At 50.1% G+C, this 26,720-nt stretch carries 19 protein-coding genes and 1 pseudogene; 10 read left to right on the top strand and 10 right to left on the bottom strand.

Going from position 1 to position 26,720, the window contains the following annotated elements; translation table 11 throughout:
• Together LKK83_RS27885 and LKK83_RS27880 are read left to right on the top strand one after the other, a co-directional pair.
• Window positions 1–274 (top strand): hypothetical protein (locus LKK83_RS27885; protein WP_324634726.1); only part of this gene is annotated, 274 nt, incomplete at its 5' end.
• Window positions 275–1,064: 790 nt separating this feature from the next.
• Window positions 1,065–1,787, top strand: a complete 723-nt coding sequence (locus tag LKK83_RS27880; protein WP_324634725.1) for a response regulator transcription factor — start codon at window positions 1,065–1,067, stop codon at window positions 1,785–1,787.
• A gap of 109 nt (window positions 1,788–1,896) precedes the next feature.
• On the opposite strand, the gene hemG is transcribed toward LKK83_RS27880, so the two are convergent.
• Both hemG and LKK83_RS27870 read right to left on the bottom strand, forming a co-directional pair.
• Window positions 1,897–3,339, bottom strand: coding sequence for a protoporphyrinogen oxidase (hemG, locus tag LKK83_RS27875; protein WP_324634724.1), 1,443 nt, complete (start codon window positions 3,337–3,339; stop codon window positions 1,897–1,899).
• 57 nt (window positions 3,340–3,396) lie between these two features.
• Window positions 3,397–3,621, bottom strand: a complete 225-nt coding sequence (locus LKK83_RS27870; RefSeq protein WP_324634722.1) for a DUF2811 domain-containing protein — start codon at window positions 3,619–3,621, stop codon at window positions 3,397–3,399.
• A gap of 357 nt (window positions 3,622–3,978) precedes the next feature.
• On the opposite strand from LKK83_RS27870, the gene LKK83_RS27865 reads away from it, so the two are divergent.
• A complete protein-coding gene (locus LKK83_RS27865) occupies window positions 3,979–4,212 on the top strand; it encodes a hypothetical protein (protein ID WP_324634721.1) in 234 nt (77 codons plus the stop codon).
• Window positions 4,213–4,255: 43 nt separating this feature from the next.
• Here LKK83_RS27865 and rppA read toward each other — a convergent pair whose 3' ends face one another.
• Window positions 4,256–4,945 (bottom strand): two-component system response regulator RppA, encoded by a 690-nt coding sequence (gene rppA / locus LKK83_RS27860; protein WP_324634720.1) that lies wholly within the window; start codon window positions 4,943–4,945, stop codon window positions 4,256–4,258.
• Between the two features lie 177 nt (window positions 4,946–5,122).
• Here rppA and hisG point away from each other — a divergent pair, with 177 nt between their 5' ends.
• From hisG to LKK83_RS27840, 4 genes are all read left to right on the top strand, one after another.
• Window positions 5,123–5,767, top strand: a complete 645-nt coding sequence (gene hisG / locus LKK83_RS27855) for an ATP phosphoribosyltransferase (protein ID WP_324634719.1) — start codon at window positions 5,123–5,125, stop codon at window positions 5,765–5,767.
• 325 nt (window positions 5,768–6,092) lie between these two features.
• The gene (locus LKK83_RS27850) at window positions 6,093–7,979 is read left to right on the top strand and encodes an ABC transporter ATP-binding protein (protein WP_324634718.1); all 1,887 of its coding nucleotides are present in this window, start codon (window positions 6,093–6,095) and stop codon (window positions 7,977–7,979) included.
• 215 nt (window positions 7,980–8,194) lie between these two features.
• Entirely contained in the window at window positions 8,195–9,409 is a 1,215-nt protein-coding gene (locus tag LKK83_RS27845; protein ID WP_324634717.1) for an ATP-binding protein, read from the top strand.
• Between the two features lie 286 nt (window positions 9,410–9,695).
• A complete protein-coding gene (locus LKK83_RS27840) occupies window positions 9,696–10,151 on the top strand; it encodes a response regulator (RefSeq protein ID WP_324634716.1) in 456 nt (151 codons plus the stop codon).
• Window positions 10,152–10,481: 330 nt separating this feature from the next.
• Here LKK83_RS27840 and LKK83_RS27835 read toward each other — a convergent pair whose 3' ends face one another.
• Both LKK83_RS27835 and LKK83_RS27830 read right to left on the bottom strand, forming a co-directional pair.
• Entirely contained in the window at window positions 10,482–14,045 is a 3,564-nt protein-coding gene (locus tag LKK83_RS27835) for an EAL domain-containing protein (RefSeq protein ID WP_324634715.1), read from the bottom strand.
• Window positions 14,046–14,415: 370 nt separating this feature from the next.
• Window positions 14,416–16,875: a PAS domain-containing sensor histidine kinase gene (locus tag LKK83_RS27830; protein ID WP_324634714.1), complete on the bottom strand. Its 2,460-nt coding sequence runs from the start codon at window positions 16,873–16,875 to the stop codon at window positions 14,416–14,418.
• 1,115 nt (window positions 16,876–17,990) lie between these two features.
• Between LKK83_RS27830 and LKK83_RS27825 the strand changes: the two genes are divergently transcribed.
• A complete protein-coding gene (locus LKK83_RS27825; RefSeq protein ID WP_324634713.1) occupies window positions 17,991–18,263 on the top strand; it encodes a hypothetical protein in 273 nt (90 codons plus the stop codon).
• A gap of 220 nt (window positions 18,264–18,483) precedes the next feature.
• Window positions 18,484–18,630, top strand: coding sequence for a hypothetical protein (locus LKK83_RS27820; protein WP_324634712.1), 147 nt, complete (start codon window positions 18,484–18,486; stop codon window positions 18,628–18,630).
• A gap of 380 nt (window positions 18,631–19,010) precedes the next feature.
• Here the strand turns inward: LKK83_RS27820 and LKK83_RS27815 are convergent.
• Window positions 19,011–19,367, bottom strand: a pseudogene (locus tag LKK83_RS27815) (CVNH domain-containing protein); the annotation flags it as partial.
• A 613-nt stretch (window positions 19,368–19,980) separates the two neighbouring features.
• On the opposite strand from LKK83_RS27815, the gene LKK83_RS27810 reads away from it, so the two are divergent.
• Window positions 19,981–20,202, top strand: a complete 222-nt coding sequence (locus LKK83_RS27810; RefSeq protein WP_324634711.1) for a hypothetical protein — start codon at window positions 19,981–19,983, stop codon at window positions 20,200–20,202.
• Between the two features lie 489 nt (window positions 20,203–20,691).
• Here the strand turns inward: LKK83_RS27810 and LKK83_RS27805 are convergent, their stop codons facing one another.
• The 4 genes from LKK83_RS27805 to LKK83_RS27790 all read right to left on the bottom strand — a co-directional run bounded on the left by LKK83_RS27805 (window position 20,692) and on the right by LKK83_RS27790 (window position 26,154).
• On the bottom strand, window positions 20,692–21,468 hold the full coding sequence (locus LKK83_RS27805; protein WP_324634710.1) for an ion transporter: 777 nt from the start codon (window positions 21,466–21,468) through the stop codon (window positions 20,692–20,694).
• An 80-nt stretch (window positions 21,469–21,548) separates the two neighbouring features.
• Entirely contained in the window at window positions 21,549–21,686 is a 138-nt protein-coding gene (locus tag LKK83_RS27800) for a hypothetical protein (protein WP_324634709.1), read from the bottom strand.
• 195 nt (window positions 21,687–21,881) lie between these two features.
• Window positions 21,882–23,576: a transglutaminase domain-containing protein gene (locus LKK83_RS27795; protein ID WP_324634708.1), complete on the bottom strand. Its 1,695-nt coding sequence runs from the start codon at window positions 23,574–23,576 to the stop codon at window positions 21,882–21,884.
• A gap of 436 nt (window positions 23,577–24,012) precedes the next feature.
• Window positions 24,013–26,154, bottom strand: coding sequence for a ShlB/FhaC/HecB family hemolysin secretion/activation protein (locus LKK83_RS27790; RefSeq protein WP_324634707.1), 2,142 nt, complete (start codon window positions 26,152–26,154; stop codon window positions 24,013–24,015).
• Between the last annotated feature and the right edge of the window lie 566 nt (window positions 26,155–26,720).

Raw genomic sequence — 26,720 nt, 5'->3', positions numbered from 1 at the left:
CATTTCCCCTGGCTCTCATCCCGACGCTCACCAAGCACGGGTAGAGCGCGGGGCTTCCCGCCGAGAAGCTAAATATTGGCAAATATTGGCTGCCAACTGTGTTCGGTCGAATAGCATTTGCGATCGCCCGTCGTCCATTGTTGGCCGGATGGACTACCCTCTATTTTCTCTACAATCTTGGTATATTCACCATTACACTGCTACGAGGGCAGGAGAAGACCTCCACGCCTATGGGTCTGCATCAAGGGTCGCTACGCCTGTCACACCCCGCTGAGGGAGCTATCCGGGGTTGAGTTGGGGTTTGGCATCCTGCCACTTCCCGCAATCGGAATCAACGGGTTTTCGTTTCCTGTTTGGAGGCGATCGCAAAAGCCGCACGCCGTTTTCGCAATCGCCAAGCCCGTCGAAGCCTCTAGCTCCGTTATAGCCTTTTGTCCCCTACAACCCCAAGACAGTTTTAAGCTAAGGTATGGTTTGGAACTTTCAAGTCCCTGCCTCGATCGCTTGCAGTTTTCTAAGGCAGCGACCCCTGCCGCCACTGAACGCTGTCGTCTCTCAGGAGAGCGTCAGCGCATTTTAAACCAGGGTGCAAGGGAGCCTCTGTTCGGGGATAACCTAGGAGCGATTGCAGAAGCGGCAATGCAGGCCGCCTCATCCAGTTCCGCAGGCGCGTGCAACCACTCGCCGCAACGGCCTCTTTTTCAATTTACCTTGAAAACATCCACTCCCCTCCCCTTTGTTTGACTTTCCCCTAGTGGCTGGATGCCAATCTGTTGTATAGTCAGCCATACGCCCCCTTTCATTTTGGAGGCGCGCGCCGTCCAGTTTCCCGGAATTGTCAAACCCATTTCCCCCCCCCCGGTTCCAAGGAGCGGCGACCGGTTCGACCCCACCCCGCGTGACTGTTGCCAATCGATAATATTTTAAAATGCTGGGTAAAGTTATTGTAGAGGCCGCTTATTTCCCACCGAGAAAGCTGCTGAATTCTCCCAGAAAGCCATCTGGCTTTTCGTGTCAGCCTGAATCATGCTTCTTGACCAGTTCACACCAGCACAGTTCTAGCTATGGCCCCTGCCAAGATTCTTGTCGTTGATGATGACCCTGCCATCCGCAATTTAATCCATCGCTTTTTAAGCAAGCAAAACTATCAAATGGAGTCGGCTGAAGATGGAAAAAAAGCGCTCGAGTTATTCGAGAAATTTAACCCGGATTTAGTGGTTTTGGATGTCAATTTGCCCGATACGACGGGCTATCAGCTCTGTCAAGCCATGCAAAACCGAACCGGGGTTTTTGTATTGATGCTCACTAGCCGCACCGACGAAGCCGACAAAATTAGAGGCTTTAACTTGGGGGCGGATGATTACATTACCAAACCCTTTAGTTTGGTTGAACTCGGTGCCCGCGTCGGGGCGCTTTTAAAGCGCCAACGAGTGGTTCAAACCGCAGAACAACCCTGTCTGGACTTCGGTCACCTGCAAATCGATCCGGTCCGTCGAGAAGTCACCCTCGACGAACTCCCGGTTTCTTTAACTGCCTTAGAATTCGATTTACTTTATTTTTTAGCCCGTCATCCCGGTCGCGTTTGGCGCAGAACCGAACTGCTTCAAGAAGTCTGGGACTATGACTATGTGGGCGATCGCCGCGTGGTGGACGTGCATATCGGTCAAATCCGCCGCAAAATCGAACCGGATGCCCATCATCCCAAACTAATTCAAACCGTGCGCGGTGTGGGCTATAAATTCGAACTCGAACCGAGCCAAAACCCCCAATCTACTGAGTCAACATGAACCCACTGAGTCGCGAGCCGTAGAACCCGTGGCGCTTCTCCCTGGCAGGGTGGAGAAGTTCTCCAGACTCCCACGGCTCGATCGCTTCTTTTGGCTTACCGACTCTCCTTTACCTTAAATATTCCCGCAGCTTTTCAGCCCCCTCTTGGGCGCGACGCACGCAGTCTCCTAAGGCGACACCATCGCTGTAGTTGCCACACAGGTACAATCCGGGAAACTGCTGCAATTGTCTCTCGATGCGATGGAGACGCTGCAGGTGTCCGAGGTTGTATTGCGGAATGGCTCGCTTCCACAAATGCACCGCTAATACCTTCGGCTCTACATCCTCCCCGAGTAGGGTTTGGCACAGGTCTCGATGCACCGCATTCACGATTTCTTCTTCGCTTAAGTTGGCGATCGCATTATCGGTGGCTCCCCCAATAAAGTTAATCACCATCTCCCACCCCTGCGGCGCACGTCCGGGAAATAAGCTCGATCCCCAAATGGTTCCAAGGGTGCGAATTCCCTGCCCTCGCGGAATTAAATTCCCAAATCCTTTCATGGGCCGCTTGAATGCTTCTGTGGGATATCCCAACACCACACAAGCAACCGACGGATACGTAATCCCCTTTAATGCCATCCCTAATTCCACATCGAGCGGCTCTAATATCTCCACCGACGCATAGGTGGGAGTGGTCAGCACTACGCTGCGACTCTCTACCTGCTTTACTCCCTCTGGTGTGGAAAATTCGGCAATGTAGGTGCCTTTTTCCCTGGGACTGAGGCGCAACAGGTGCCAGTTCAGTTTCACCGCGTCTCCTAGGGTGCCGGCGATCGCTTTGGGTAGGGCTTCTAATCCCTCCCGAAATGACCCCAATTGCCCCCGCTTCGCTTGCGGTACGTTCGGATCCACTGCCACGGCAGGTTTTTTCTTGTTCTTGGCTGACAGGATTGCCCCCGCAACCAACCCCCCGCCTATCTCTTCTAGTCGCTTTACTCGCGAAAATGCTGCCGATGCACTCAGTTGATTCGGATCTCCGGCATAAACTCCAGAAACAAATGGCTCCACCAGTCGCTTGAGAACCTCATCCCCTAAATGACGTCGGAAAAATTCCGCTACGGTTTCCTCTCGCTCCTCGGACCCCATCTTTGGCCCTACAAATCCTAATGCCCCGACTAATGCCCGGAGTTTCCCCGGCACACTCAACAGCTTTGACTTGACCATTGCTGGAGGACTCATCGGTACTGGCATCAACTCCCCTTGCCAATACACAAACCGGGGCAGGAAGCGATCGGCAAGCAGTAGTTCGTCTTTTAACCCCACATCTACCGCTAATTTCATCAGCTCTGGGGTCGGGGCAAAGCTATTTGGCCCGGACTCCCAGAGAAACCCATCCCCGGATGCGGTGACGATTCGTCCTCCAACTCGCCCTTGACTTTCGGCGACTAATATGTTAAACGGGCGATCGCTTTTCCGGGGGTGCTGTAAGTCGTGCGCCATACTTAGCCCACTAATCCCTGCACCCACTATCAAGACATCGACTGTGGTAGATGGATTCGCTGCTTCGGTCATTTCAATCTTTACTATTTAGAGCTTAGCCTTTCGATTTTAGACTGCTCTCGCTTCCCTCTACACCGGATGCTGAAATAGGGTCTCTAAATACACCCTCGCTGCTTGGTGATAGTTGCGCGAGGACTCCGGCGTGCTATTGTCCCCATTTTGCAACAAAAACAGGGACAGGGCTGCCGCAAATACTCGGTCTTGGTCCCACTCGGGATGAGCATCTAAGTACCCCTTGAGCGATTGATGCAGTTCTTCTGGAATCTCGGCCAATATGCTGACGTTTGGGTTCATTTCTCGAAATCCTCCTTGCGCGTACAACGGCTTTCCTAACTTTCTAGTCTTCTGGGGGCTGCATTCTCCCGATCGAGGCACCTGTGTGATGATGCCCCTCTCCAGATATCCCCCAGTTGCCCGATTCGCTCCCCCCTCCCTCAGTCTCGAATTTCCCGTCTCTTTTGCTGACGTCACTTTTCGATTCCTCTGGGGGGTTGACAAATCTTTAGATAGCTGTATGCCGCTGCCAGAATTTTTAGGTCGGCGGATTCATTGTGCGCTTAGAAGGGGTGGGATTGTCAACGTTGCGAAATGTTACAACTCACCCACACGGCTCCTACCCCCTACGAAAGAATCAGCCTTTGAAGCCACTTTTTGTTACAAAAGTTCATAAAAAAGGATCCGCCAGTTCCCTGGCGGCTGGGCGGCGGAGAAATCCCCAACTCCACCGAAACACTCCACCTCGAGCGCGATCGCCTGTGGAAAACCTTGTTTAATCTGTGGAAAACTTCAGTTCCCCTGTGGAAATCCATGTGGAATCTGTGGGGAAAACTCCATCGAAAAATAAGAATTGCAAAATTTTTCCAACTTCCGGGCAGAGGTCATTGACCAATGACCAATGACCAATGACCAATAACAAATGACAAATTTATCATTCGATACCAGAACCGAAACGATACCCTTTGCCATAGACGGTATGAATTAAAGGAGCTTCGCCGGGGGCTTCTATTTTGCGACGCAGGAGGCGAATTTGAGCGGCGAGAACGTTGCTGCTGGGTTTAGTTTCTTCAGTCCACAACTGGTGATAAATTTGGTTGTGGGTGAGTAACTGACCCGCGTGGCGCATAAAATATTCCAGGAGTTTGGTTTCTTTTTCCGAGAGTTCGATAGCGCGATCGCCTCGGTAGGCGAGCTGATTGTCCGGGTCTAATTCCAAGTCATCCACGCGCAGGCGATCGGGATTGGGGGCGGTTTCGCCGACGAGCGATCGCCGCAATTGCGCCCGAACCCGGGCAAGTAATTCGCGCAATTCAAAAGGCTTGACCAAATAATCATCAGCCCCAGCATCCAAACCGAGTACGCGATCGTCCAAGGTATCTTTTGCAGTTAAAAACAGCACCGGGGTCATATCGCCGCGATCGCGAATTTCCTGACAAATTTCGATGCCCGATTTTTGCGGTAACATCCAATCTAAAATCAGCAGGTCATAATGTTCTCGAGTTGCCAATTGGCCACCAGTTGCGCCATCATAAGCCACATCAACGCGATACCCTTCGCGAGTGAGCACCCGAGACAAGGGATCGGTGAGTTCGACTTCATCATCAACTAACAGAATTCGCATAGAGATAATACAGAATTGGCGAGTAGGGTTGACTCAGAGACACTGAGGCGGGGAGAATAAGAGCGGGAAAACACTTGGGAGTTGGGACGGTGTGGTTTCATCCTTCACCCCACCAGGGATTTCCACTCGGCGCGCGATCGCGAGTAAACTATAGAACCATTACTTTATCATTGTCCTATGCTTACCGTTGCTTTGCCCAAAGGATCTCTATTACGCGATAGCATCCGACTGCTACAGTCAGTGGGATTAGATTTTAGTGCATTTCTCGATTCATCCAATCGACAGTTGCAAATTCTCGACCCCACGGAAAAGGCGAGGGGACTACTGGTGCGCGCGCAAGACGTGCCGGTGTATGTCGAATACGGTCAAGCGCAGTTGGGAATCGTCGGTGATGACGTTTTGCGGGAAAAACAACCGCGAGTGGCCCATTTAATCGATTTAGGATTTGGCGGATGTCGGTTGTCGGTGGCGGTGAAAGAGTCGAGTCCCTATCGGCGATCGCTGGATTTACCCGCCCACGGACGAGTCGCGAGCAAATTCGTTCGTTGCGCGCGCGAACACTTTCAAAAACTCGATTTACCCGTAGAAATCGTGCCCTTGTACGGTTCGGTAGAACTCGGTCCGATTACCGGCATGTCTGAGGCAATTGTGGATTTAGTCTCCACAGGTCGTACCCTGAAAGAAAACGGGTTAATCGAAATCGAAATCCTCTTTGAAAGTACCGCCCGATTGATTGCCAATCCCTTAAATTATCGCCTGAATAATGATGGATTGTCCGACTTGACTTCCCAAATACGCGAAGCCAGTTTGGCAACAGTTTAAAGGTGAAATTGAGGGAAAAATCGGGTAAAATAGAAAAAAACCGAGTTTTTTCCTGAGAGGATTTCTGGATAATTCTGCGAATAACGGCGGCGATATAAAATCCGAGAAACCCAATCGAAATCCGTGGAAATATTCGGCAAAAATTAACCCTTGGCAGAAACAGGAACGGGGACAGCGGTGCAGTGAAGGGGAATATTGCGCGCAATCCGTTCCCTCTGGCGGGCGGGATGCCCCATCGGTTTTCTATCTGGGGGATGAGGAGAAAATCGGCGGTTGCGCTACAGTGGGAGGGCGTGTATTTCTGCTTGGCAAAAGGTTTTTTTCGATGACTAGCTTATCACCGCCCACAACAGAGCAAAAGCGATCGCGCCGTCGCGAAAATGACTGGCGTTTGTTTTTGCGGTTGGTACCCTATGCCCGTCGCAGCGGGCGTTTGCTGCTGATTTCGCTGTTATTATTAATCCCCCTTTCCCTGGCGGGTGCGGTTCAACCGATTCTCATCGGTCAGGCGGTGTCCCTAATTCGTTCTGAACCGACGAATATTCCCTTTTTGCAAGGGGTAACGCTCTCGCGCGGGTTGAATATTCTCGCCTGGTTATTATTCGCCACGATCGCGGTGCGATTCACCCTACAAGCGGTGCAAGGATATCTGGTTCAGGAGGTGGGTCAGAAAATCACGGCGGATATCCGCAATGATTTATTCGACCACGTAACCTCCTTGGCGGTGCGATTTTTCGATCGCACCCCGGTGGGCCGCTTGATTACCCGCCTCACCAGCGATGTGGAAGCCCTCGGGGAGGTGTTTTCCACCGGGGCGATCGGCATCATCACCGATTTATTCTCCATTGTGGTGATTTTGGTGGTGATGTTCTATCGTCAATGGCAACTGGCAACATTGCTGTTGCTGATGCTAATCCCGATCGCGGGGGTGGTGATTTATTTCCAGCAGCAATATCGCCAGGAAAACTATCGCGCCCGGGAAGAACTTTCAGCGCTCAATTCCAAACTGCAAGAAAACATTACCGGCGTCTCGGTAGTGCAACTATTTCGCCGGGAAACTTTTAACGCTGAATTATTCCGAAACAATAACCAGCGCTACATCAAAGCCGTGGATCGAACGATTTTGTATGATGCTTCGGTCTCGGCAACTCTAGAATGGATTGCATTGGTGGCGATCGCCGGTGTCTTGTGGTTGGGCGGAAGGTTGATTCTCGCCGATACCCTAACCTTTGGTAAATTAGCCGAATTTATCCTATTTTCTCAGCGATTGTTCGACCCCCTGCGCCAGTTTGCAGACAAATTCACCGCCATTCAAGCTGGATTTACCGCCATGGAACGGATTAGCGATATTTTCAACGAACCTATCGAAATTCGCGACCCGGAACATCAGCCAACCGAAGGCGGAATCATGCGCTACGTTTCCGTGCCGGCTCAAACCGAAAACGAACCGCGCGATCGCGGGGCAACCCTCAGTCAATCCCACGCCGGGGAAATTCGCTTCGATCGCGTTTCCTTCGCCTACAAAGAGGATGAATACGTCCTCAAAAACTTGAACTTTACCATCAAATCCGGGGAAAAAGTTGCCCTCGTCGGTCCCACGGGAGCGGGAAAAAGTTCGATTATTCGATTGTTATGTCGCCTTTACGAAACCAGCAAAGGTCGCATTTTAGTCGATGGCATCGACGTGCGCGATATGCGCCAAGCTGAACTGCGTCAGCACCTCGGAGTTATCCTGCAAGATGGATTTATTTTCGCCGGGGATGTGAAAAGCAATATCACCCTAGGCGAAACCTATTCGATGGCGCAGATTCGTGAAGCGGCGCGATCGACGAATGTGGAGAGTTTTATCGAAGCATTGCCCGAAGGATATGATACCCAATTGCGCGAAAGAGGGACGAATCTTTCTGCGGGACAAAAGCAACTTTTGGCATTCGCCCGCGCGGCGATTCGCAACCCGCGAATTTTAGTCCTCGATGAAGCCACCGCTAGTTTGGATGTGGGCACGGAAGCGCTGATTCAAGATGCCCTCGATCGCCTATTAGAAAACCGCACGGCGATTATTATTGCCCACCGCCTCTCGACGATTAAAAATGTGGATCGGATTTTGGTTCTCAAACAAGGGGAATTGGTAGAACAAGGCACTCACGAAGAACTCTTGGCGCGGGAGGGATTGTATGCCAGTTTGTACAAGTTGCAAATGTTGGGTAATTAGGGCAAAAGTGGGTATGAATCGTTCATAATTTAACCGAATGAGGGAGAATATTTGACGGATTCTGGAGTTGAAAGCTTCCCCTTTCAACTTCCCCACCTCGGTTCCCTCAAACAATTGACGATTAAGATATTTAGGGATAAAATCAAAGATATTACAGGAAGTTTATTAGCATTGATTTCAGGATTTTGCGAAATTCCATAAAAGTTGAGCGAAACATGAAAGGGGAAAACGCGGAAATATTAATTGTAGACGATCGCCTAGAAAACCTGCGGCTGTTACTGAATATTTTGGAGCGAGAAGGGTATGTAGTTCGCTGTGTCAGAAGCGGGGAGATGGCGCTGAAGGTGCTGGAAAATACTACGCCGGATTTGATTTTGCTGGATATCCAAATGCCAGAAATGAATGGTTATCAAATTTGCGAGCAACTGAAATCCAATCCAAAAACGCGGGCTATTCCGGTGATTTTTATCAGCGTTATTGATGAGACAATGGATAAGATAAAAGCCTTTCGCGTGGGAGCAGTAGACTATATTAAAAAACCCTTTCAAGTGCAAGAAGTGGTGGTGCGGGTGGCGAATCAATTGACGATTCGCCGTCTGCAGCAGCAACTTACCTATCAAAACGAGCGCTTGCACGCCGAAATCCGCGATCGCGAAGCAGCACAACAGCAATTGCAGCAGTTAAACCAAAAACTGGAACGTTCAAATCAAGAATTAGAAGAATTTGCCTATGTGGTTTCCCACGACTTGCAAGCGCCTTTAGGAACTATCGCTAGCTACGCGGAACTGCTGGAAAATCGCAGCGAGGAACACCTGGATGCTAAAGCAAAAAAATATATAGGCAATATCATTGGCGGTAGTCTGCGAATGCAAGGTTTGATTCAAGATTTGCTGGAATATTCCCGGTTGGGAAGAAGCCGCGATAAAGGGTTTGAAATGATAGATTGCAATCGGGTGTTTGCGTTGGCCATATCCAATCTGGCACAAACCATTCGCCAGACCCAAGCAGTGGTCACATCCGAGGGAAATTTACCCCGGGTTTGGGGGAATTCGATTCGTTTGGTGCAGTTGTTTCAAAATTTAATTAGCAATGGGATCAAGTATCATCAAGAAGGTAAACCCCCAGTGATTCGCGTGAGTGCGGTTCTCCAGGAGAATGATTGGGTGATTTCCGTGGAAGACAATGGGATCGGAATCGACCCGAAACAACAAGGGCGCATTTTTAAAATTTTTCAGCGCTTGCATACGGAAACGGAATATCCCGGAAGCGGGATTGGATTGGCAATTTGTAAAAAGATTGTGGAACTTCATGGCGGGAAAATTGGGCTGCGATCGCTTCCCGGCGAAGGCACCACCTTTTATTTTACCCTTCCCAATGTCAATCCTTCCCGGAATGAGAAAGAATTACAATGCAAAAATCACAGCGATTGAGCGCCGCAGGTGAATCGATCGCCCATTCTCTATGGATAACAAAAGTCGGCTCAATTTCAACTATATTTGATAGCAGGCGATCGCCCTTTGCGCTGGGCGGCCCTATGGGGCGATACCCCTCTCCCCCTCATTCACCCGATTAAATTGGGAAAATAAAGACAAAACAAGCTATACTGCTTTCAGGCTTTATCAGCCACAAACTAATTTTCGAGCGGTTCTCAAGTCTCAATCCTCCCTCTCTCGATCCGAAAAACCTCGAGATAGAGACCGATATGGGCAAACAACAATGAAATCAAGCACCAAACTGTTCACTATTTTAATGGCCAATGACGATAGCGGATTTTGCGTTTTGATGCAAGAAGCATTATCAGAAGTGGATTTACCGGTCCATTTTTACGCTGTGCATAATGGTGAAAAACTCCTGGATTATCTGTATCACCGCGATCCCTATGCAGATGTAACCGCTTTCCCGACACCGGATTTGATTTTGCTGGATTTGAATATGCCCCGAGTGGATGGGCGCGAAGCCCTGCAACGCCTCAAGTCTGACCCGAAAATGCGAGCAATTCCCATTGTGGTAATAACCACTTCCCACCAAGAGGAAGATATCTTTAATTGCTATCAAGCGGGAGTTAATTCTTTCTTGGTAAAACCCATGACATTCGAGAAATTAGTATGGATGATGCAAGAAGTCTGTCGCTACTGGTTTGAGTTGGTTTGCTTGCCCTCTTGTAGCAGTTGAAAATAACATGTAACACGCTGTTTAACCGCAATACCCCTGCGGTTTTTTCCTTTGATTTTCCCTCCCAAAGGATGGTAGGGTTGCCCGATCGCAATCGGTTTGCCTTGTGGTTGCGGATGGTTCTCCCCCGGCCCGTGCGGTTGAGATCTCGCACCCAACCAATATTCCCGGCTATTCAACGGCGATGATATGAGTTGTAATCTCATGGTGGGTCAAATACCAATCAAAAGCGGGCTATTTCAATCGCCCGCTTTAATTAACTATCCACCGGACGCGATATAATATTGCCACATCTTCTCCCCGGGAATTGAGCGCAAAAATGGGGGAGTATCACACCACTGGCGTCTGACTCAATTGATGCTGCGCTAAAAACACTTCTGTCTGTTTCCTGTTGAGCGGTGGAGAGAAAAAATACCCTTGTCCGTATTTGCATTTGAGCAATTCTAGGTGCTGCACCTGCTCGATATTTTCGATGCCTTCGGCGATCGCATCCATCCCCAAGCCGTGAGCGAGGGCAATAATCGTCCGGACAATTTGCGCGTTGTCATGGCTAGAATCTGCCATTTTACAAATAAAAGAGCGGTCGATTTTTAAAATATCCACCGGAAATTGATACAGATAGCTCAAGGAACAATAACCCGTGCCAAAATCATCGATGCAAAGCTGAATATCCCGGGCTTTGAGCTGCTTGAAAATCGCGATCGCCCCTTGAGGATCGGCAACAATCGCGGTTTCGGTAATTTCTAACTTTAAATCCCATCCTTCTACCCCGGTTTCGCGCAGAATGGCACCGATGCGATCGCTCAAATCCGGCGTAAGCTGCTTCCCGGACAAATTGACGCTCATTCTCAAACAAGGATAGGTGGGAAATTGCTTTTTCCAAATCCGCAACTGGCGACAAGCTTCGCGCAAAGACCATTCTCCCAACGGTGCGATTAAACCGGCTTCCTCGGCGACGGGAATAAACTCGCCCGGAGACACCACCCCTCGCCGAGGATGATTCCACCGCATTAAGGCTTCAAACCCGCTAATTTCGAAGGTCCCCAAGCGGAGGATCGGCTGGTAGCACATCTCGAATTCTTCGCGCTCGATCGCGCGGCGCAAATCCGTCTCCAACTCCAATCGCCGCACGGTTTCTTCTCGCATCGCCGCATCGAATATCGCCCAGCCCTTTTTCCCCATTGCCTTAGCCCGATACATGGCAATATCGGCATCTCGCAAGAAGTCGGGATGGTGACAATCCCCGCTGATGCTGTGGACGATACCGATACTGGCGCTGGCAAAGATTTCGCGATCGCTGACGTGAAATGGTTCGCTCAACCCCTCCTGTATCTCCTCCGCAATGGCGATCGCCGCTTCGATTCCGCCAATGTTTTCCAGCAAAATGGTAAACTCATCGCCGCCAAATCTGGCTAAGGTATCCCCGTCACGCAAGCGCCTTTCCAGTCGCCCCGCGATCGCCATCAGCAAGCGATCGCCCACCGCATGACCCCAACTATCATTCACTAACTTAAAATCATCCAAATCCAAAAACAACACCGCAAACCCATACTCTTCCTCCATCTGATTGCGCGACACCGCCTTGACCAGCCGATCCATGAAAAACGACCGATTCCACAGTCCCGTCAGCGCATCGTGAGAGGCATTGTATCGCAGTTGTTCCTCAGTCCACTTGCGACTGGTAATCTCCACCACCGACCCTTCGTAATACAACAGCTCTCCCCCATCGCACACCGCTCGCAGGTTCTGCAATACCCATATCTTGCTCCCGTCTTGCCGATATACTTGCGCCTCAAATCCCGACACCCGCCCGGTTTCTCGCAGCAAGTCCAAAAATTCCTGGCCGCGATTCGGGTCAACATAGTGCTGATAATCCACTTGGCGAAAGCAGGTCATCATCTCCCCTACGCTGGCATACCCGTAGATTTTCGCCAATGCGGAATTGGCACTGCGATACTGTCCCTGCGGCGTAATTTGAAAGATCCCTTCCACCGCATTTTCTACAATGCTGCGATATTTCGCTTCTGCTTGCTGCAGGGCGCGCACCGCCTGTTTGCGCTGAAATAGCCCCCCTAACTGCATCGCCACTGAGGATACCAGGTCGATCGCGTGCCGGTCTTCTTCTCCCGGCGCACTCATAAAAAACACTAACACCGCCAACACGCGATCGCTCTGGACGATCGGTACTCCTAACCCCGCTTTCAGCCCGCACTCTGCCGCAATCTGATGCCGCACGCACACTTCCCCCGAAACTCGCGATACATCCTGAATCCATTCGGGATGCCGAGATGAGTACACTCGTCCGGGCAATCCTTCATTGGCGGCCAAAGTATAGTTTTCGCTGCAGCGCCGAAATCTCTCCCACTTCGGTTCTCGATAATACCACACCGGACTATAGGAAAGCTCGGTTCCCTCTTCATTGGGAATCCACGCTTCTCCAAATTCCCAGTCGGTGGTTTCTCCCACCCGCCGCAGGGCGACGGCGATCGCCGATTCAAAATCTGCCGCTTCGCTCACATCTTGGGTAATCTGTTGCAGCAGGCGCGTTTCTGCTGCAGCGCGATCGCTATTGCTGATATCGATTCCTACCCCAAAAAAGAATTCCACCTCCCCGGTTTCTTTATTGAAAATCGTTCTCCCATGCCATTCCACTAAAATTTCTCGCTTGTCTTTGGTTAGCACGTGGTTTTGATTGCGCGTCGGGCGATCGTGCTGTAGCAATTCCACGAATAATTTTGCCACCGTTTCTTGCTCTGGCTTCGGCACAAAGTTGGATAAATAATCTCTCCCGATTGCTTCATCTAACGTATAGCCCAATCGGTCGAGCATGGATTGGTTCATTAACAATACTTTACCGTCGGCTCGAATCGCCACGAAAAATGCCGGATTGGCTTCAAATAACGCTCTGCTAAATTGTTGTTCTTGTTCTAAGGCATGCTCGAGGGTACAGCGATCGCCCGGTTGCGCCCAGAGAAACTCCCCGACCCGCCTTCGCAAGGCGATCGCCATCAGACTCCCTAACCCGATCGTTGCTGCGATCGCACCCACTCCTACCAGGGCCATTTGCCCATCTATCCCTCGGTACAATTGCCGTTTGTTTGCGATCGCAATTACTCCCCAGTTCTCCCTATCTATCATCGGCGCATAGGCCATCACTTGGCTGCAATCGCGGCAGTTTATCGCGGTACTGGGAAACGCAGATTGGTTGTCTAAGACTTCGGTTAGCGCCCGCTTTTCTGCTACACTTAACCGATTAGTTGGGGGAAAATTCCCCAGGGGAAATACCTCGAGTTTGTCGCGATGGTCAATCAGCGCGACCCCGCTATTCTCGGCTAAGTTGGTATTGCTGGTTTGAGAGAGAATTGGCGGGAAATTGTTCAGGGCAAATATCATCAAATTGCTTCCCAAGCCGCGATCGCCGCCAATTTCTTGCCGCAAAATTAAGTAAGATTGCTCATGTACTGCGATCGCTTCCCGGTCTCGGGAAAGCCACTCGGATGGTTGCGGAATTTGCACCCCCACCTGCACCACCGGCTGGTCATTCTCATCCCAATGCGCGATACCCACCAGAAATTCATCGAGTCGCGCTTCCAACTGTGGCGCGATGGATTCGCGATAGTCTTGGCGGCTGATTTTACCTTGGTTATAGTCTGCCCAACTTTGGCGCAACTGGGAATCTTCCCAGAGATGTTCCCCGGTTTCTCTCGCTGTCACCCAAAGGCCCTGCATGGCTAACGCTTTGGTCTGCACGGTCCACAGGAGTTCTCTTTCTCGGTGTTGTGTTAGGGGTTTGTAGAGGGACAAGAGACTGGTAAAGGTGACGACACTGGCGATCGCCAACAGTCCTACAATCGTCCTCCCACTCATCGGTTGTCTTACCCTCGGTTTTTTCATCTGCCCCACCAGACATTTCCTCTGATAACTTTCTATCTTAGGACAGATTGGCAGAGGATCTTTGTTGCACTCGACACAGAATTAACCGCTGCGATCGCCCGGGTTATTCCCTCTGCCATCGATTGCAGATAAACAATAAAATATTTTAGCGCCTCAGTGTCCGATGCTTTGGTTTCCTGACTCCAGTCTGCCAGCGATCGCGCTTTGGGAACGATAAGGACACGGCGATGCCATGTCCCTCCGTTATGCTAAATTCCGCTTATCTGCATCCTCACTCTTTGGTTGGTTCAATCAGGGCGCGAAGCCCTCTGAAACACTCATCGAGCCTTCCCCTCATCTTACCCCATTTTCCGCTCGTCGGATAAAAAGATTACGCGATCGGCAGGGTAATCTTCACCAAAGTGCCCACTCCCGGCGTGGAATCGCAACGAATTTTTCCCCCATGTTTCTCCACTACAATCTGATAGCTAATCGATAATCCCAATCCAGTTCCCTGTCCCGCAGGTTTTGTGGTAAAAAATGGGTCGAATAAGCGTTTTTTCGTTTCCGCCGTCATTCCCACTCCATTATCGGTAATTTCCAGGGTAATACATTTACCTTTAGTGACAGCAGTGCGAATGTGAATACAGGGTGAGGATGGCGGGGCAAATGCGGCATATTTTTCCGCTTTTTTCTCTTTTTCCTCCACCGCATCAATGGCATTGGTCAACAGGTTCATAAAGACTTGGTTTAGCTGTCCTGCATAACATTCGATTAAGGGCAGTTCGCCGTATTCTTTGATGATTTCTATGCTGTGTCGTCCCGCTTTTGCTTTCAGGCGATTTTGCAAAATCAATAAGGTACTGTCAATGCCTTCGTGAATGTTGACGGGCTTTTTCTGCGCTTGGTCTAAGCGGGAAAAGTTTCGCAAGGAAAGTACGACCTCGCGAATGCGATCGGCTCCCACCTGCATCGATGTCATCAGTTTGGGAAAATCTTCCCGTAAAAATTCCAATCCGATATCGTCGAGATAGGCTTCGATTTCCGGTTCGGGGTCGGGATAATGTTTCCCATACAGTGCGACCAAATCTAGTAATTCATTGGCATATTGTTGGGCGTGGGCAATATTTCCGTAAATAAAGCTCACCGGATTGTTGATTTCATGGGCTACCCCGGCGACGAGTTGTCCCAAACTGGACATTTTTTCGGTTTGAATTAGTTGGCTTTGGGTTTTTTTCAGTTTGTCTAAGGTGCGTTCTAGCTGTTGCGCTTGTTGGCGAAAGCGTTCTTCGGAATCTCGCAAGGCGACTTCTGCTTGTTTGCGTTCGGTGATGTTTTGCGTCATCACCATTCCGGCTAAGATTTCGCCATTGTCGTTGCGAACTGGAATGTGATGGGCGAGGTAAAGGCGATCGGCATAAGGCACTTCGGTGACGGTTTCTTTTCCGGCTAGGGCGGCGCGATAAAAGGGTTCGCAAAGGGTGGCGATTTCTTCACCGAATACCTCGCGCAAATTGCGAGATTCTAGGTATTCTTTGGATAAGCCGACTTTGCTTAATTCCGTGCCTTCGGCTAGGGTATAGCGAAGGTCGGCATCGAACAGGCAAACCGCCCCGTTGGGAAAGTTTTTGGCCAGGGTGCGGTATAGGGTTTCGCTGCGGCGCAATGCGGCTTCCATTTGCTTGCGATCGCTAATGTCTAATCCCACAAATACCGCATTTTTGCCTTGATTGTATTTCTGAGCCACGATTAAATAACTGCAGGGTTTACCCTCGATCGCAATCGTCACTTCTTGGGAGATAGTCTTTTCCTCACTGGCGAAAAATTCCTCTACCAGTTGCGCGAATTTCGGACTGTTTTCTAAAAAGCCTACCCGCTGCCCGGGAAAGCTTTCTAAGGGCATTTTAAATGCGGTTGATAAGTGATGGTTGACGCCGACATAGCGCAAATCGGAACTCACCCAAGACACTAAGCCGGGAACTGCATCTAATACGGCTTGCAGTTGCTCGTTGGCATTTTGCAGGGCTAGTTGGGCTTGTTTGCGTTCGGTGATGTCGCGCACGAAGGCACAGTGATATTCTTCTCCGTTAAATTTTAAATAGTTAACGCGCACTTCTACGGGAATGATTTCTCCGTTTTTGGTGCGATAGTTGGATTCAAAGGTGAATTTTTTAAACTGTTTGATGGCTAACCAATGTTCTGCCCAAATCGCTCGGTTAAAGGTGGGGTCGATGTCGCTGACAGTGAGGGAGTTCAGTTCTTCTGTGGAATAGTCGAGTAACTGACAGGCGGCTTCGTTGACGTAGCTGAGTTTGGCATCGGCGGTCATCCAAAATACTGCATCCGCCGCTTTATCCATTGCGAATTGCGTCAGTTGGAGGGCGTCGGCGAGTTGTTTGCGATCGCCAATCGGTTCGCTATAAAGGATTAATCCGCCGATTTTCCCAAAATTATCGGTCCACGGCTGGATTTCCCATTTCACCCACTCTACGGTACCATCGGGCTTGATAAAGCAATCTTCGTCGCTTTTTGCTTCTCCAGCGCTCAGACAGCAATGATATATTTCCTTCCATTTTTCTGATAGGTGGGGAAACAAATCGTAATGAGACGCGCCGATCGCCTCGCAATCGCCGAAGCAATAGGTGTTTCGCCACCGCTGGGACATGGCTAAATACCGCATCTTGCGATCGACCATCGCTACCGCTACTGGCACCTGTTCCACAAATTGGCGAAACATTTGTTCGCTCTGAGTGGCGATCGCTTCGCTGGATTTGGGAAGCGATCGCCAGTTCTGGGGGTGGTGATGCTCTATTGTGGTCTTAGTATTTGCCTGCACTGATATATTCTGCATGGCTGAAAACCTCCTCTATGATAGTTGTGACCCTGTGCATTTTTCTACTAAAATACATGACGCGACGCGATCGACTCTCATTTCATTCGCTCCGTCATCCTCACCCTGACCCCTCCAAAACGCCCGCTGAGCGGGAACATGCACTCTCTCCCGCTGCTGGTTCGTTCTGTGGCGATCGCTCCTCCCTGCTGTTGTTTATTGACCCTGGTGCTACCCGATTCCGATTTAGCGATGCTCCCCTATATTCGATTCCGGTCAAACTCCCGAGCAGATGCCAACCCCATTCTCAACCGGACTTTCAATACAATCCCCTGCGAAGCCGATTCCGGAAAAATCCTTCCTCTACCCTGTCGCTTTTGCCAAGTTTTGTATTTTGTAGCATATTTTTAAGGTAGTTTTACATTTTTTGCGTTTTTTTGCAACCCGCGATCGCTTTTCCCTACATTCTCCCGATCTGTTCCTCACCCACCCCGGGATCCATTGCAACTTATCGCAAGTTTAGAGTTAATTATTTACAACTTGCAATTTCCGCCGGCGATCGAATTGCTCTTATGTGTTCTCGTTGTGTTCTCGTTCCCAGAAGCTGCTCTCGTTCCCAGGCTCCAGCCTGGGAACATCCTTTCCGAGACCCCGCCTCTTTATCTCACATTGCTCTCGTTTATGTTCTCGTTCCCAGAAGCGGGCGATTGAAATCGTGCCTGAGCAAGCCAAGCCCGCCTACGCGGGCTAATTCTTCGCTCTCGTTTGTATGTGTTCTCGTTGCTGGAGTCGCAATTAAGGATCGCAATCACCTGAGTGATGATAGAGTAAAGAACATGAACCAACCCCCATCCAGACCCCCCACCTCATCCGTAACCTGGGCGCGTGACTGGGACTTTTCCAAGAGAAGCTCGCCCCCCGGTGAGGCTTGTAGGTCCGCCGGGTGAATCAGGGGGAAGCAGCACCCCCTAATCCTTAGGTTATGACCCGATAAAATTGATGAAGGGATATTCCAGACAGCAGATGCGTTAACATTAAAAAACCCAGGCAAAACATACAAGGAACGGTTAAGGAGGCAGCCGCCTAAATCATCCTTGTCTCTTTAGTTAATATCACCATTCAATGCAGGAGGATTTATGTTACTGCAAAAAATCATCCAAGAATTACAAGATATTCCCGAAGAAAAACTCGCAGAAATTTACGACCTGATTCACTATTTTCGTTTGGGTTTGGAGCGAGAAAAAAGCCAACCGCGCACCCCGGTAACAATGGGGGACGTTTATCTCATGCACCCGGATGAGACCCCAACCGAAATAGCGATAGAAGGCATTCGCCAAGGGTTACAGGAAGCATTAACAGGAGAGACGATTCCCCTCTCAGAAATGTGGGAGGGCATTGATGCAGAGTGAACCTTCACCCATCCAAATCGCCCTAACTCCTCGCTTTAAACGGGATCTGTGAGAACTGGCTAAACCCTATCGTTCAATTCGTAGCGATATCCAGCCTTTAATCGAGCAACTTCAAGCCGGTCAACTCCCCGGTGATAGAATAGCAGGCGTCAAATATCAGGTCTTCAAAGTTCGTCTCAAACATAGCAACCTTCAAAAAGGAAAAAGTGGCGGATATCGAGTGATTTCTTATCTCAAAACCGAAGACAATATTATCCGGGCCACCATTTATTATAAATCGGATTTATCAGATGTTAGTGATGAAACGATTAAAGAAGCGATCGAGCAATACGAGCGAGAAAATCACATAGAAGAGAATTCAGAGTAATCCTTATCTGAACCTATCCCATGAACGGCCCGAAACCCATGCCGAATGAATTCACCCCGCACTCAAAACCACCGGGGCGTTGTCCCCGATCGCCGGATTTCTCGCGAGCATATCACCCGCGATCGCTGATTGGGTAGTGGAAAACCAGGTACGCCCGAATCTGGCGATTAGCTGCTAGTTTACCGCAATTAAAAACTCGCCGTCATCGAAGCCAAAAAAGACGAATTGCCAGCTACCGAAGTTGTTCGCACATCGGGAACTCGCAACACTAATCGCAACATCTATCTACAGCATCCTAGAAAAGTTGAATTTGTGGGGGATGGTTATTCGGTTATTCCTGTTACTTCCTCATCTGCAATTCATTCCCCTTTTCCATCTTTTTAGCGAACATACCTGAGTTTTCCATCCAAATTAACAAGCCGTTCGTTAAGATTCAACAGGTTATCAGTGGTGGGTGTGGGAAGAAAAGGAAAAGGGAAATAAAAAACACTGGAGTCTTTATGACATGAAGCTAACAAGGTTGGGGAATAAGAGAGTGTTTCCGAGGTAATAACTTCCAACTCTGCCTTACAACTTGAAGTAAAACTCCCATTTTCTTGCCAAACTAACTGCCCGTCAATATTGGTAATATAGTGATTGATGTCGATACTGGCAGGAATCCATTCACCTGCCATTGTTTTGCACTCTGCCCTTAAAATCGAACTGTAAGTTCTGTCATCAAGGGTTAAACTTCTACAACGGTGACTAAAAAATTGCCATTAGCTAAAGCCATCTTGGGCAACAGTGAGTATGCTACTGCAAGGAAGCCGAGTAAAGTGATAAATGTACGGTAATTCAACATCAGCAAATCCTCTCTCTTCCTACAAATATGGCCCATATGTTTCTGTTAACTAGGGTTTGTCGGGGAGACTCTTCAGGAGATTTCCTCCAATCTTTTTAACTTATCGGTAGAAAAGCGATCGAGCGTTCCTCCTCACATATTAATCCGATCGGACAAAAAAGTAACTTAACGAAAGTTGAAAGGAGTAGCGGGGATGCAAGCGCAATGAATCCAGCAGGTGTCAGCGCCCCACCCAGTGCGCCAAAAAACAGAGCGATCGCCCCTACAACCACCCTACCAACCTGCACCCCTTGCACTGTCTCCATGAGCTATAACGGGAAGCGTTCCTCGCGATCGCCCCAGACTTTCCAGCCATTGGGTTGGTGCGTCACCCCCGGAGGAAAGGGTGCAATTTTCCTACCCATTGGCGAGGGGGGTGACGCACCCTACGCGGGCTAGACAACTGCATTCCCTGGGACTATGGTTTTAATATCTTCGCCGGCGAGAGCCTTTACATCAACTACGATTGCATGATTCTCGAGTGCAACCAGGTTCGCCTGGGCGATCGCGTATTGCTCGGCCCCAAGGTGCAAATTTACACCGCCACCCATCCCCTGGATCCGGCGCAGGGAAAAGAGGGGTGCGAATTTGTATTCTACCATTGGCGCTGGGAGTGTGGTGACGCGAGATGTGCCCCCGGGGGTTGTTGCGGCGGGAAACCCCTGTCGCCCCATCCGCAAGCTAGAGGATGACAGCAAATCAGCAGGGAAATAAAATGGTAGCCGATGGATTGCCAATAAAATTAGCCCCCGTAGGCGGGCAAAAGCAAGCCGGACCGAGACTTCTACTCGCCTGGGCTTTTCCCGAAACATCCCTGTATCCGAGATTACCCCCTCAACTTCTATCTACAGACAGATACCCAACCCCAATCGGTTTGGATATAGTAGAACCATAAGAAAGCAAAAAGCATTCTGTTTAACACAGACCCCAGGGGTCTTTTTAGTAAATCGAAATAACAGACAATCCCGCTAGAATTCTCTGGCGGGATTGTTGTGTTCGGGGGAGGTTGTTAACACCCATTGTTTGAAATGATATGAAATCCGCCGTCGGTCAAAATGCTGTTTGAAAATAGCCCTTGTCATGCCCTGGCGGGTTCCCATTTAGCCTTACCCTTCCATAAAAGGCGCTTTTTTCAGCCGTTTTTTCTGTCAAACCCATTCTCAACCCCCAATCTTTAATTTTCAATTATTTTTCAACTCAGTGCCGCAAATCTTGCAAAACTGGGCATCGCGATCGTGACGGGGCAATCCGCACACCGTACAGCGACTTTCCACCTGATTGGAATTTTTCACCAATTCCTTAATTAACGCCCCCAGTTGCCCCGGAATCAAGGCAATTCCGGTCAAAATCATCAGCACCGTCATCAATCGCCCCCCTTCCGATAAGGGCGTCACATCCCCAAATCCCACCGTAGTCATCGTCACCACGGAAAAATATACTGCATCCAAAAAGGTGGAAAACTGTTCCGGATTGATAGAATGTTCCACCTGATAAATCAAACCAGAATACACAAAAATAATCGAAAAGAGGGTAAATAAAATCCGCGTAATAATCAGACTATCTTCTGGATAGCTGCCAAAAAACACTTGTCCTTCCACAAAGCGCAGCAACCGCAGCACGCGAAACCAGCGAAATATTCGCAAAAAACTAATATCAAATGCTCCCAAAAACACGGGCAAGATGACGATTAAATCGATTATAGAATAGAGACTAAAAATATAGTGTATTTTACGTTTTGCTGCCCACAGTCTGAGCAGATATTCCCCGGAGAAGATAATTAAAATTGCCGTATTAATTTGCCGCAGAATTGCATCGACTTCTGGGGGGAGGGGATAGGTTTGAGCCACGAAAATGGCGGAAGATAACAGAACGAATCCGCTTAAGATAAAATTCGTCCAGCGGCCAATTGGCGTATCGGTTTCTTCTAAATAAAGCGCCAGTTTGTGTGAATTTTGCATAGGTAAAGAATGAAGAATTGAGAATTGAGAATTACGAAAAATTGCTCAATTCTCAATTCTTAACTTCCCGTGGGAGTGGGTTAACGAGAGCTTTGGTCCCGTTTTTGGCGACGGCGATCGCGCCACTCAGCGGCGGTGAGATAGACAATTCCACCCGTAACCACCACCATCAATCCGAGGGCGAGAGTTGCCAGAATAGTCGAGAACGATGTTTCCACAATTCCTCCTAAACGAACGTTAAGACGCGATCGGCAAGGGTGCAATTGATTGTACTTGCCTGAGTTGGGGGGAGGCGCAGCCTCGGGGGGGCGTTCCCAAGCTGGAGCCTGGGAACGAGCAGTGTATGCATTTCGATTCGCCCGCTTCGGTGGGCATTGCAAGCCGACTCGGGACTTCTCGTCGCCTCGGCTTGTTTACCCAAACGGGGGCAATTCTTCTTTAATCGTAAATCGGACGTGATTGATTGCCAAATCGCCGATGGGAAGCTCGCTCTTATGAAGGGGAACCCCATTGAGTTTGAGACTTTCAAACCGGATGCCCTTGCCCAATTCAATATGATACCAAGCCAAGCCCATAAAAAAGCGCATCGGGTGAACAGCTAGGTCTTGATTGTCGTCGGGATTCGATTCCATCGGCACCCAACCGGATCCGGGGATATAGAACTCCAACCAGACGTGATTGTAATCGGGTTGCAGGGGAACGCCTTGGCGATCGGGGTGGGGGGGACATTTGTAACGGCCCACAGTGCGACAAGCAATTCCATTCAAGCGCAGCAGGGCCAGCATCAGACCCACATATTCCCCGCAGGATCCCACGCCGCGCTGCAACACCACATCTGGGGAATCGATATAGGGTTTGATACCGTATTCGAGCTTGTCATAGACATAATCGCGGATGTTGAGGACTTTTCGCAGCAGATTGGTTTCCGAGGCGATCGCATCGCGCGCCGCTCGTTGAACGATGCTGGTATCCATTGCCAATTGGTCATTATCCACCAAATAGCGCTCTTCATACGCCGGCGGGAGGGGGGGTAAATCTTCCGCATCCCGAGGGGCAAAGCGGTACTTGATGCTGCGAACCTCCAGCAGGGCTTTCCAGCCAAAGATGCGCGCTTCGGCGGTGTCGAGGGTATCGAACTTAAACACTGCAATCCGCTGCCCGTCGATCGCTTCTTCGGTAAACGGCATGCCGATGGGTTCGATGTGCTTTAATTTTTGCCGAGGGGTTTCGGCGGGAAAGGCAATTCGCCATTCCAAATTTTCTAAATGCACTTCATCGAGGGGGGCCAATTCTTCCACATAACACATTTCGATTAAATAGCCGTTGGATAAAGCGTAATGCTTTTGCGGCTCGTAGTGAAAGTGGAGGGGATGAATCAGGGTGCGATCGCGAAATGCCAACTGATGCGGATCCCTGGCATTCGGATCGTCGCGGATATAGGCTTCTTCCCCCGCATACGCCACGTAAAGCACCTCTTGTCCGGTTTCCGGATGGCGGTGAAATGCCAACCCCGAGGGTCGTTCAAACGGGGTCAGCACGCTAAATAACAGTTCCCCAGTGGCGCGATCGAGACAGAACACGGTTTGTTCTTCACTGTCGCAAACCCACAATTCTTCCTCGCGAACTGTTAAATTTTGCACCCCAATTCCGGGGGCGGGAAATCGGGTAATTTCTTCCCCGGTTTTGCGATTGAAAATCAGAATATAGCCGGCTTTTTGGCAGCTAACATAAACCGTGGATCCCCACACTGCCACCCCATTGGCGGGATAAGACAGGGTGACAAAATGTTGGGGTTTCAACTCGGTTTTGCCCAGATCGCTTCCGGCATCTTCACAAAAATAAACGCTGTTTTCTCTGGTCAACCAAAGGGTATTTTCCCACAACGCCACCCCCGTGGTGTCCATAAACTCGGACGCTTGATAGGGATTTAGCACCGTGGTGTTGTCGTTGGTGCAGTCAATTTCTAGCAAATGTCCGCGCACGGAATCAATCGCAATCAGCGCATCCCCGAGGAATGTCATACCGTGTAGGGCATAGACCCCTAAGGGTCGCACCGTGCGTAACCAGCGATCGGTCAAATGGGGGAGAACAGGTGAATCCAAAGTCATACCACAAAATTGTAGGAGAGCTAAAAGTATTAGGATATCAACGGATGAAGGGATGGAGTGTAATGGTTGTAGCCAGACTCTGCCCAATTTTCTTTCAGGGTCGGGTTTTGCACTCGGCGTCAGCCCCCTGTGCGCCGGAATCTCGGTGTTTGGACTTCGGTGGGGAAAATGGGGACAAAACGCCGCAGGGGGCGAAGATGAGGGGAGAGGCGACGCTGATACCCGCAGGCGGATGGAAAGCGGGCGCATCATCTTGCGTTCGATCGGTTTAACTCGTTCCCAGGGGATTTAACTGGTTCCCAGGCGATCGCAGAGGCACCCCTCCTGAGGCTCCGCCTCCGCGCGATCGCGCTGCATGCAAAGGTTTCCACCCTTGCTTATCAATTCTCAAATCGAACTGCTGTGGTAACACCGATTTTTTCCCCGCTTCGCTTGACTACAGTTGATAGTTTACGGTAAAATAAAAGCCTTCATCTTGGGCATTGTCCCCTTTATCGTCAATCTCGAAAATCGGACGACCGTAGTCGAGACGCAGGTTCAAACCGGGGAATAATTGCCAGAGTATCCCCATTCCTACCCCGGCTAAAAAGGTTTCGTCCGGTAATTCGTTGGGATTATCTGGGTGATTCCAAACGGCTCCTACATCCACAAACGGAGCTAATTGAAAAATGGGGGTTCCGGAAGCATCGCGCATGAGAATAATTCGGTCTTCTACGGAGACGCGAAAGCCATTATCTCCGGAGCGCACATTTTGCCGATAGCCGCGTAAGGATGCGCCGCCACCGATGACAAATTGTTGGGAGGAAAGCAGGCTATTGGTGGATAACTGTAGGTCTCCTTGGACGATTAACAGTTGAGAATTGCCGATCCGCTGCACGCGCTGTACTTGCGCGATCCAGCTAAAAAACCGCCCGTCGGGAATCGGATCGGGATTCACGGTGGCGTCGAGAAAGCCGGTGCCGAGGTTAAATAGCGATCGCAATGACCAAGCCCCCCGCACGTCGCGCCGCAGGTAATCCACGCCGAATTTTATGGTGCTGGTGCTCCCGATCCCATCTTCATCCGGACCGCTACCAAACCCAAAGGGTTCTTCATCCACAAAGGTCTGACTTTCTTGATGGGTAAAACCCAGGGAAAGGGCAAATTCTTGCCGGGGCGATCGCACCAACGGTTGGCGAAAGCTCACTTCGTAAAGTTCCGATTCTCCTTCAATATTTAACTCTCTAAATTCGGGCTGAATAATCCCATTACTATTCGGTGCTACTCGAATTCCGAGGGTGCCATTCATGGCATTGATGGGAATGCGATAGCTAAAATCCCACACCTGGGAGTCTCCCACGCCCCAATAATATGCCGCCGATATTTCGTCGCCAAAGCCGGTAATATTGCGATAGCTCATTACCCCTCCCAAGCGCTCGGACCCCACACTGGGAGGCGATAAGTTATCCGCCCCGACGCTCAAGCCAAAGGGGTTGGCTTCTTGCACGCGCACGGTGAGAATGCTGGCTCCAATTTCTTCCCCGGCGCGCAAACTGGCTTCGATATTTTCAAATAAGGGATTGAGGCGCAATAACCGCAGTCTATCTTCGAGGTTGGCGGTGTTTAAGGGAGAACCTGCGCCGAGTTCGATGCGGGAGCGAATATAGGAATCTCTCACGCGATTGTTGCCTTGCACTTCGATTTCTTGCAGGCTTCCTTCGATGACGCGAATTTCTACAATGCCATTTTCGACCACTTGATCCACCAAGACGGCGCGGGAGGTGATATAACCGCGATCGAGATATTCTTGGGTAATGCGATCGGCGATTCGGCGCAGTTCTTCTAAGGTGACGGAGGTTCCCTCAATCGGTGCGGTAATCGCCTCGATTTGCTCTTCGGTTAACACGGTACTCCCGCTGACGCGAATTTCTCGCACGGGAATTTGAGGGCTGGGAGTCTCTTCTGGTCCCGTCTCCTCGTCGGGGGATTCGATGACGGGTTCTTCTTCCTCGTCGGGTGGGGTGGGTTCGACTTGCGGACCGGGTTGCAAAAAGGGGTCGCGATCGGGATCCTCTGTGGGCGGTGAGGGCGCTTCTGGAGGCGGTGAGGGGGGTTGTGTCTGGGCGTGCCATTCCCGCCAGGGCAAGGATTCTCTCGCCAAGGCGGCATTATCTTTATCCCCAGCAGATATGAAAGGAGCGATCGCCCTATCGGTTTGGGGCATGTTTCCCATACGTGGCATATCCCGATCGCCGGTGGTGTTGCCCCCCGGAAAGTGTAGGTCGAATTCATAATGATTTTGAGGTGTTGAGGCGAGAATCTGCTGGAATGCTGCGGTTGTCGGGGACTCTCTATCCTCGGCGATCGCCACCTCTACTCTCTCCCCGGCTTCCTCGGGGTGGAATACTCCGCCAGTGGGTGTTGCTTTCACCTCAGTTGCCGCAAAACTCGCGATCGCCACTAACCCCGGAAAGCATACCGGATATTGCCAACCCTTAACCCTTTTGTTCGAGACCATCTGCTTTAAAAACTCCATTATTGTTCCCGTGGAGAAAGAGCCACTGTAGAAATGCAATGGCTCTGTTGTTAGTTTATCCATTGGTATCTGTTCCCCACAAGAGGAGAAGGCGATAAATTCTTCAAGAAGCGATCGCGGCTGGGAATTGAGAATTCAGAATTGGGAATTGACTACCCCTAGGGTGGGGAATGCCAAGCTTTCCATCCCACCCCGCCATGCAAGCAAAGCATTGCACAAGGTTCCTGCCTCCCCCATTGGTTCCATTCTACCCGATATCAATTACATTTGTCAACAACATCCGTTTTAGGGCGATTTCATCCATGCCGATTCAAAAATTTTTGTCCCAATCGACGAGAGGACATATTAACAACACTTGCGATCGCACCGATGAAAACCCACCTATCTTTTTCCCAGAGAGAGAAGCGCGGCTAAGTTCCCCCTCGAAGCTGGTGTTTTGTGGTCTGCAAGCCGGAAAACCCTTTTTTTTGGTGCTAGCATAACCATTGCAGGTCAAAACAATTAAGTTTTGTTTCTGGTTGGCGCTCAAGATGAATGCTCGAGATTATCCCCAAAATTTTAACATGGACTCCAGAGGAAAACTCGAAGATTTGGCCGGCAAATTGTTTCTCAAGCACTTGACAAAAAAA

Origin of the sequence: Phormidium sp. CCY1219 (assembly GCF_035615515.1) — a bacterium.
GTDB lineage: Bacteria > Cyanobacteriota > Cyanobacteriia > Cyanobacteriales > Laspinemataceae > CCY1219.
Note: the sequence above shows the minus strand (reverse complement) of the source record. Positions and strands in the feature narration are given on the sequence as shown.

Bases quoted from the DNA above. Each gene is read 5' to 3' on its own strand.
- LKK83_RS27870 (WP_324634722.1), bottom strand. From the start codon at position 3,621: ATGAACCCAAACGTCAGCATATTGGCCGAGATTCCAGAAGAACTGCAT.
- LKK83_RS27840 (WP_324634716.1), top strand. From the start codon at position 9,696: ATGAAATCAAGCACCAAACTGTTCACTATTTTAATGGCCAATGACGAT.
- LKK83_RS27835 (WP_324634715.1), bottom strand. From the start codon at position 14,045: ATGAAAAAACCGAGGGTAAGACAACCGATGAGTGGGAGGACGATTGTA.
- LKK83_RS27845 (WP_324634717.1), top strand. From the start codon at position 8,195: ATGAAAGGGGAAAACGCGGAAATATTAATTGTAGACGATCGCCTAGAA.
- hemG (WP_324634724.1), bottom strand. From the start codon at position 3,339: ATGACCGAAGCAGCGAATCCATCTACCACAGTCGATGTCTTGATAGTG.
- LKK83_RS27805 (WP_324634710.1), bottom strand. From the start codon at position 21,468: ATGCAAAATTCACACAAACTGGCGCTTTATTTAGAAGAAACCGATACG.
- hisG (WP_324634719.1), top strand. From the start codon at position 5,123: ATGCTTACCGTTGCTTTGCCCAAAGGATCTCTATTACGCGATAGCATC.
- LKK83_RS27880 (WP_324634725.1), top strand. From the start codon at position 1,065: ATGGCCCCTGCCAAGATTCTTGTCGTTGATGATGACCCTGCCATCCGC.
- LKK83_RS27790 (WP_324634707.1), bottom strand. From the start codon at position 26,154: ATGGATAAACTAACAACAGAGCCATTGCATTTCTACAGTGGCTCTTTC.
- LKK83_RS27810 (WP_324634711.1), top strand. From the start codon at position 19,981: ATGATTCTCGAGTGCAACCAGGTTCGCCTGGGCGATCGCGTATTGCTC.
- LKK83_RS27795 (WP_324634708.1), bottom strand. From the start codon at position 23,576: ATGACTTTGGATTCACCTGTTCTCCCCCATTTGACCGATCGCTGGTTA.
- LKK83_RS27830 (WP_324634714.1), bottom strand. From the start codon at position 16,875: ATGCAGAATATATCAGTGCAGGCAAATACTAAGACCACAATAGAGCAT.
- rppA (WP_324634720.1), bottom strand. From the start codon at position 4,945: ATGCGAATTCTGTTAGTTGATGATGAAGTCGAACTCACCGATCCCTTG.
- LKK83_RS27825 (WP_324634713.1), top strand. From the start codon at position 17,991: ATGTTACTGCAAAAAATCATCCAAGAATTACAAGATATTCCCGAAGAA.
- LKK83_RS27850 (WP_324634718.1), top strand. From the start codon at position 6,093: ATGACTAGCTTATCACCGCCCACAACAGAGCAAAAGCGATCGCGCCGT.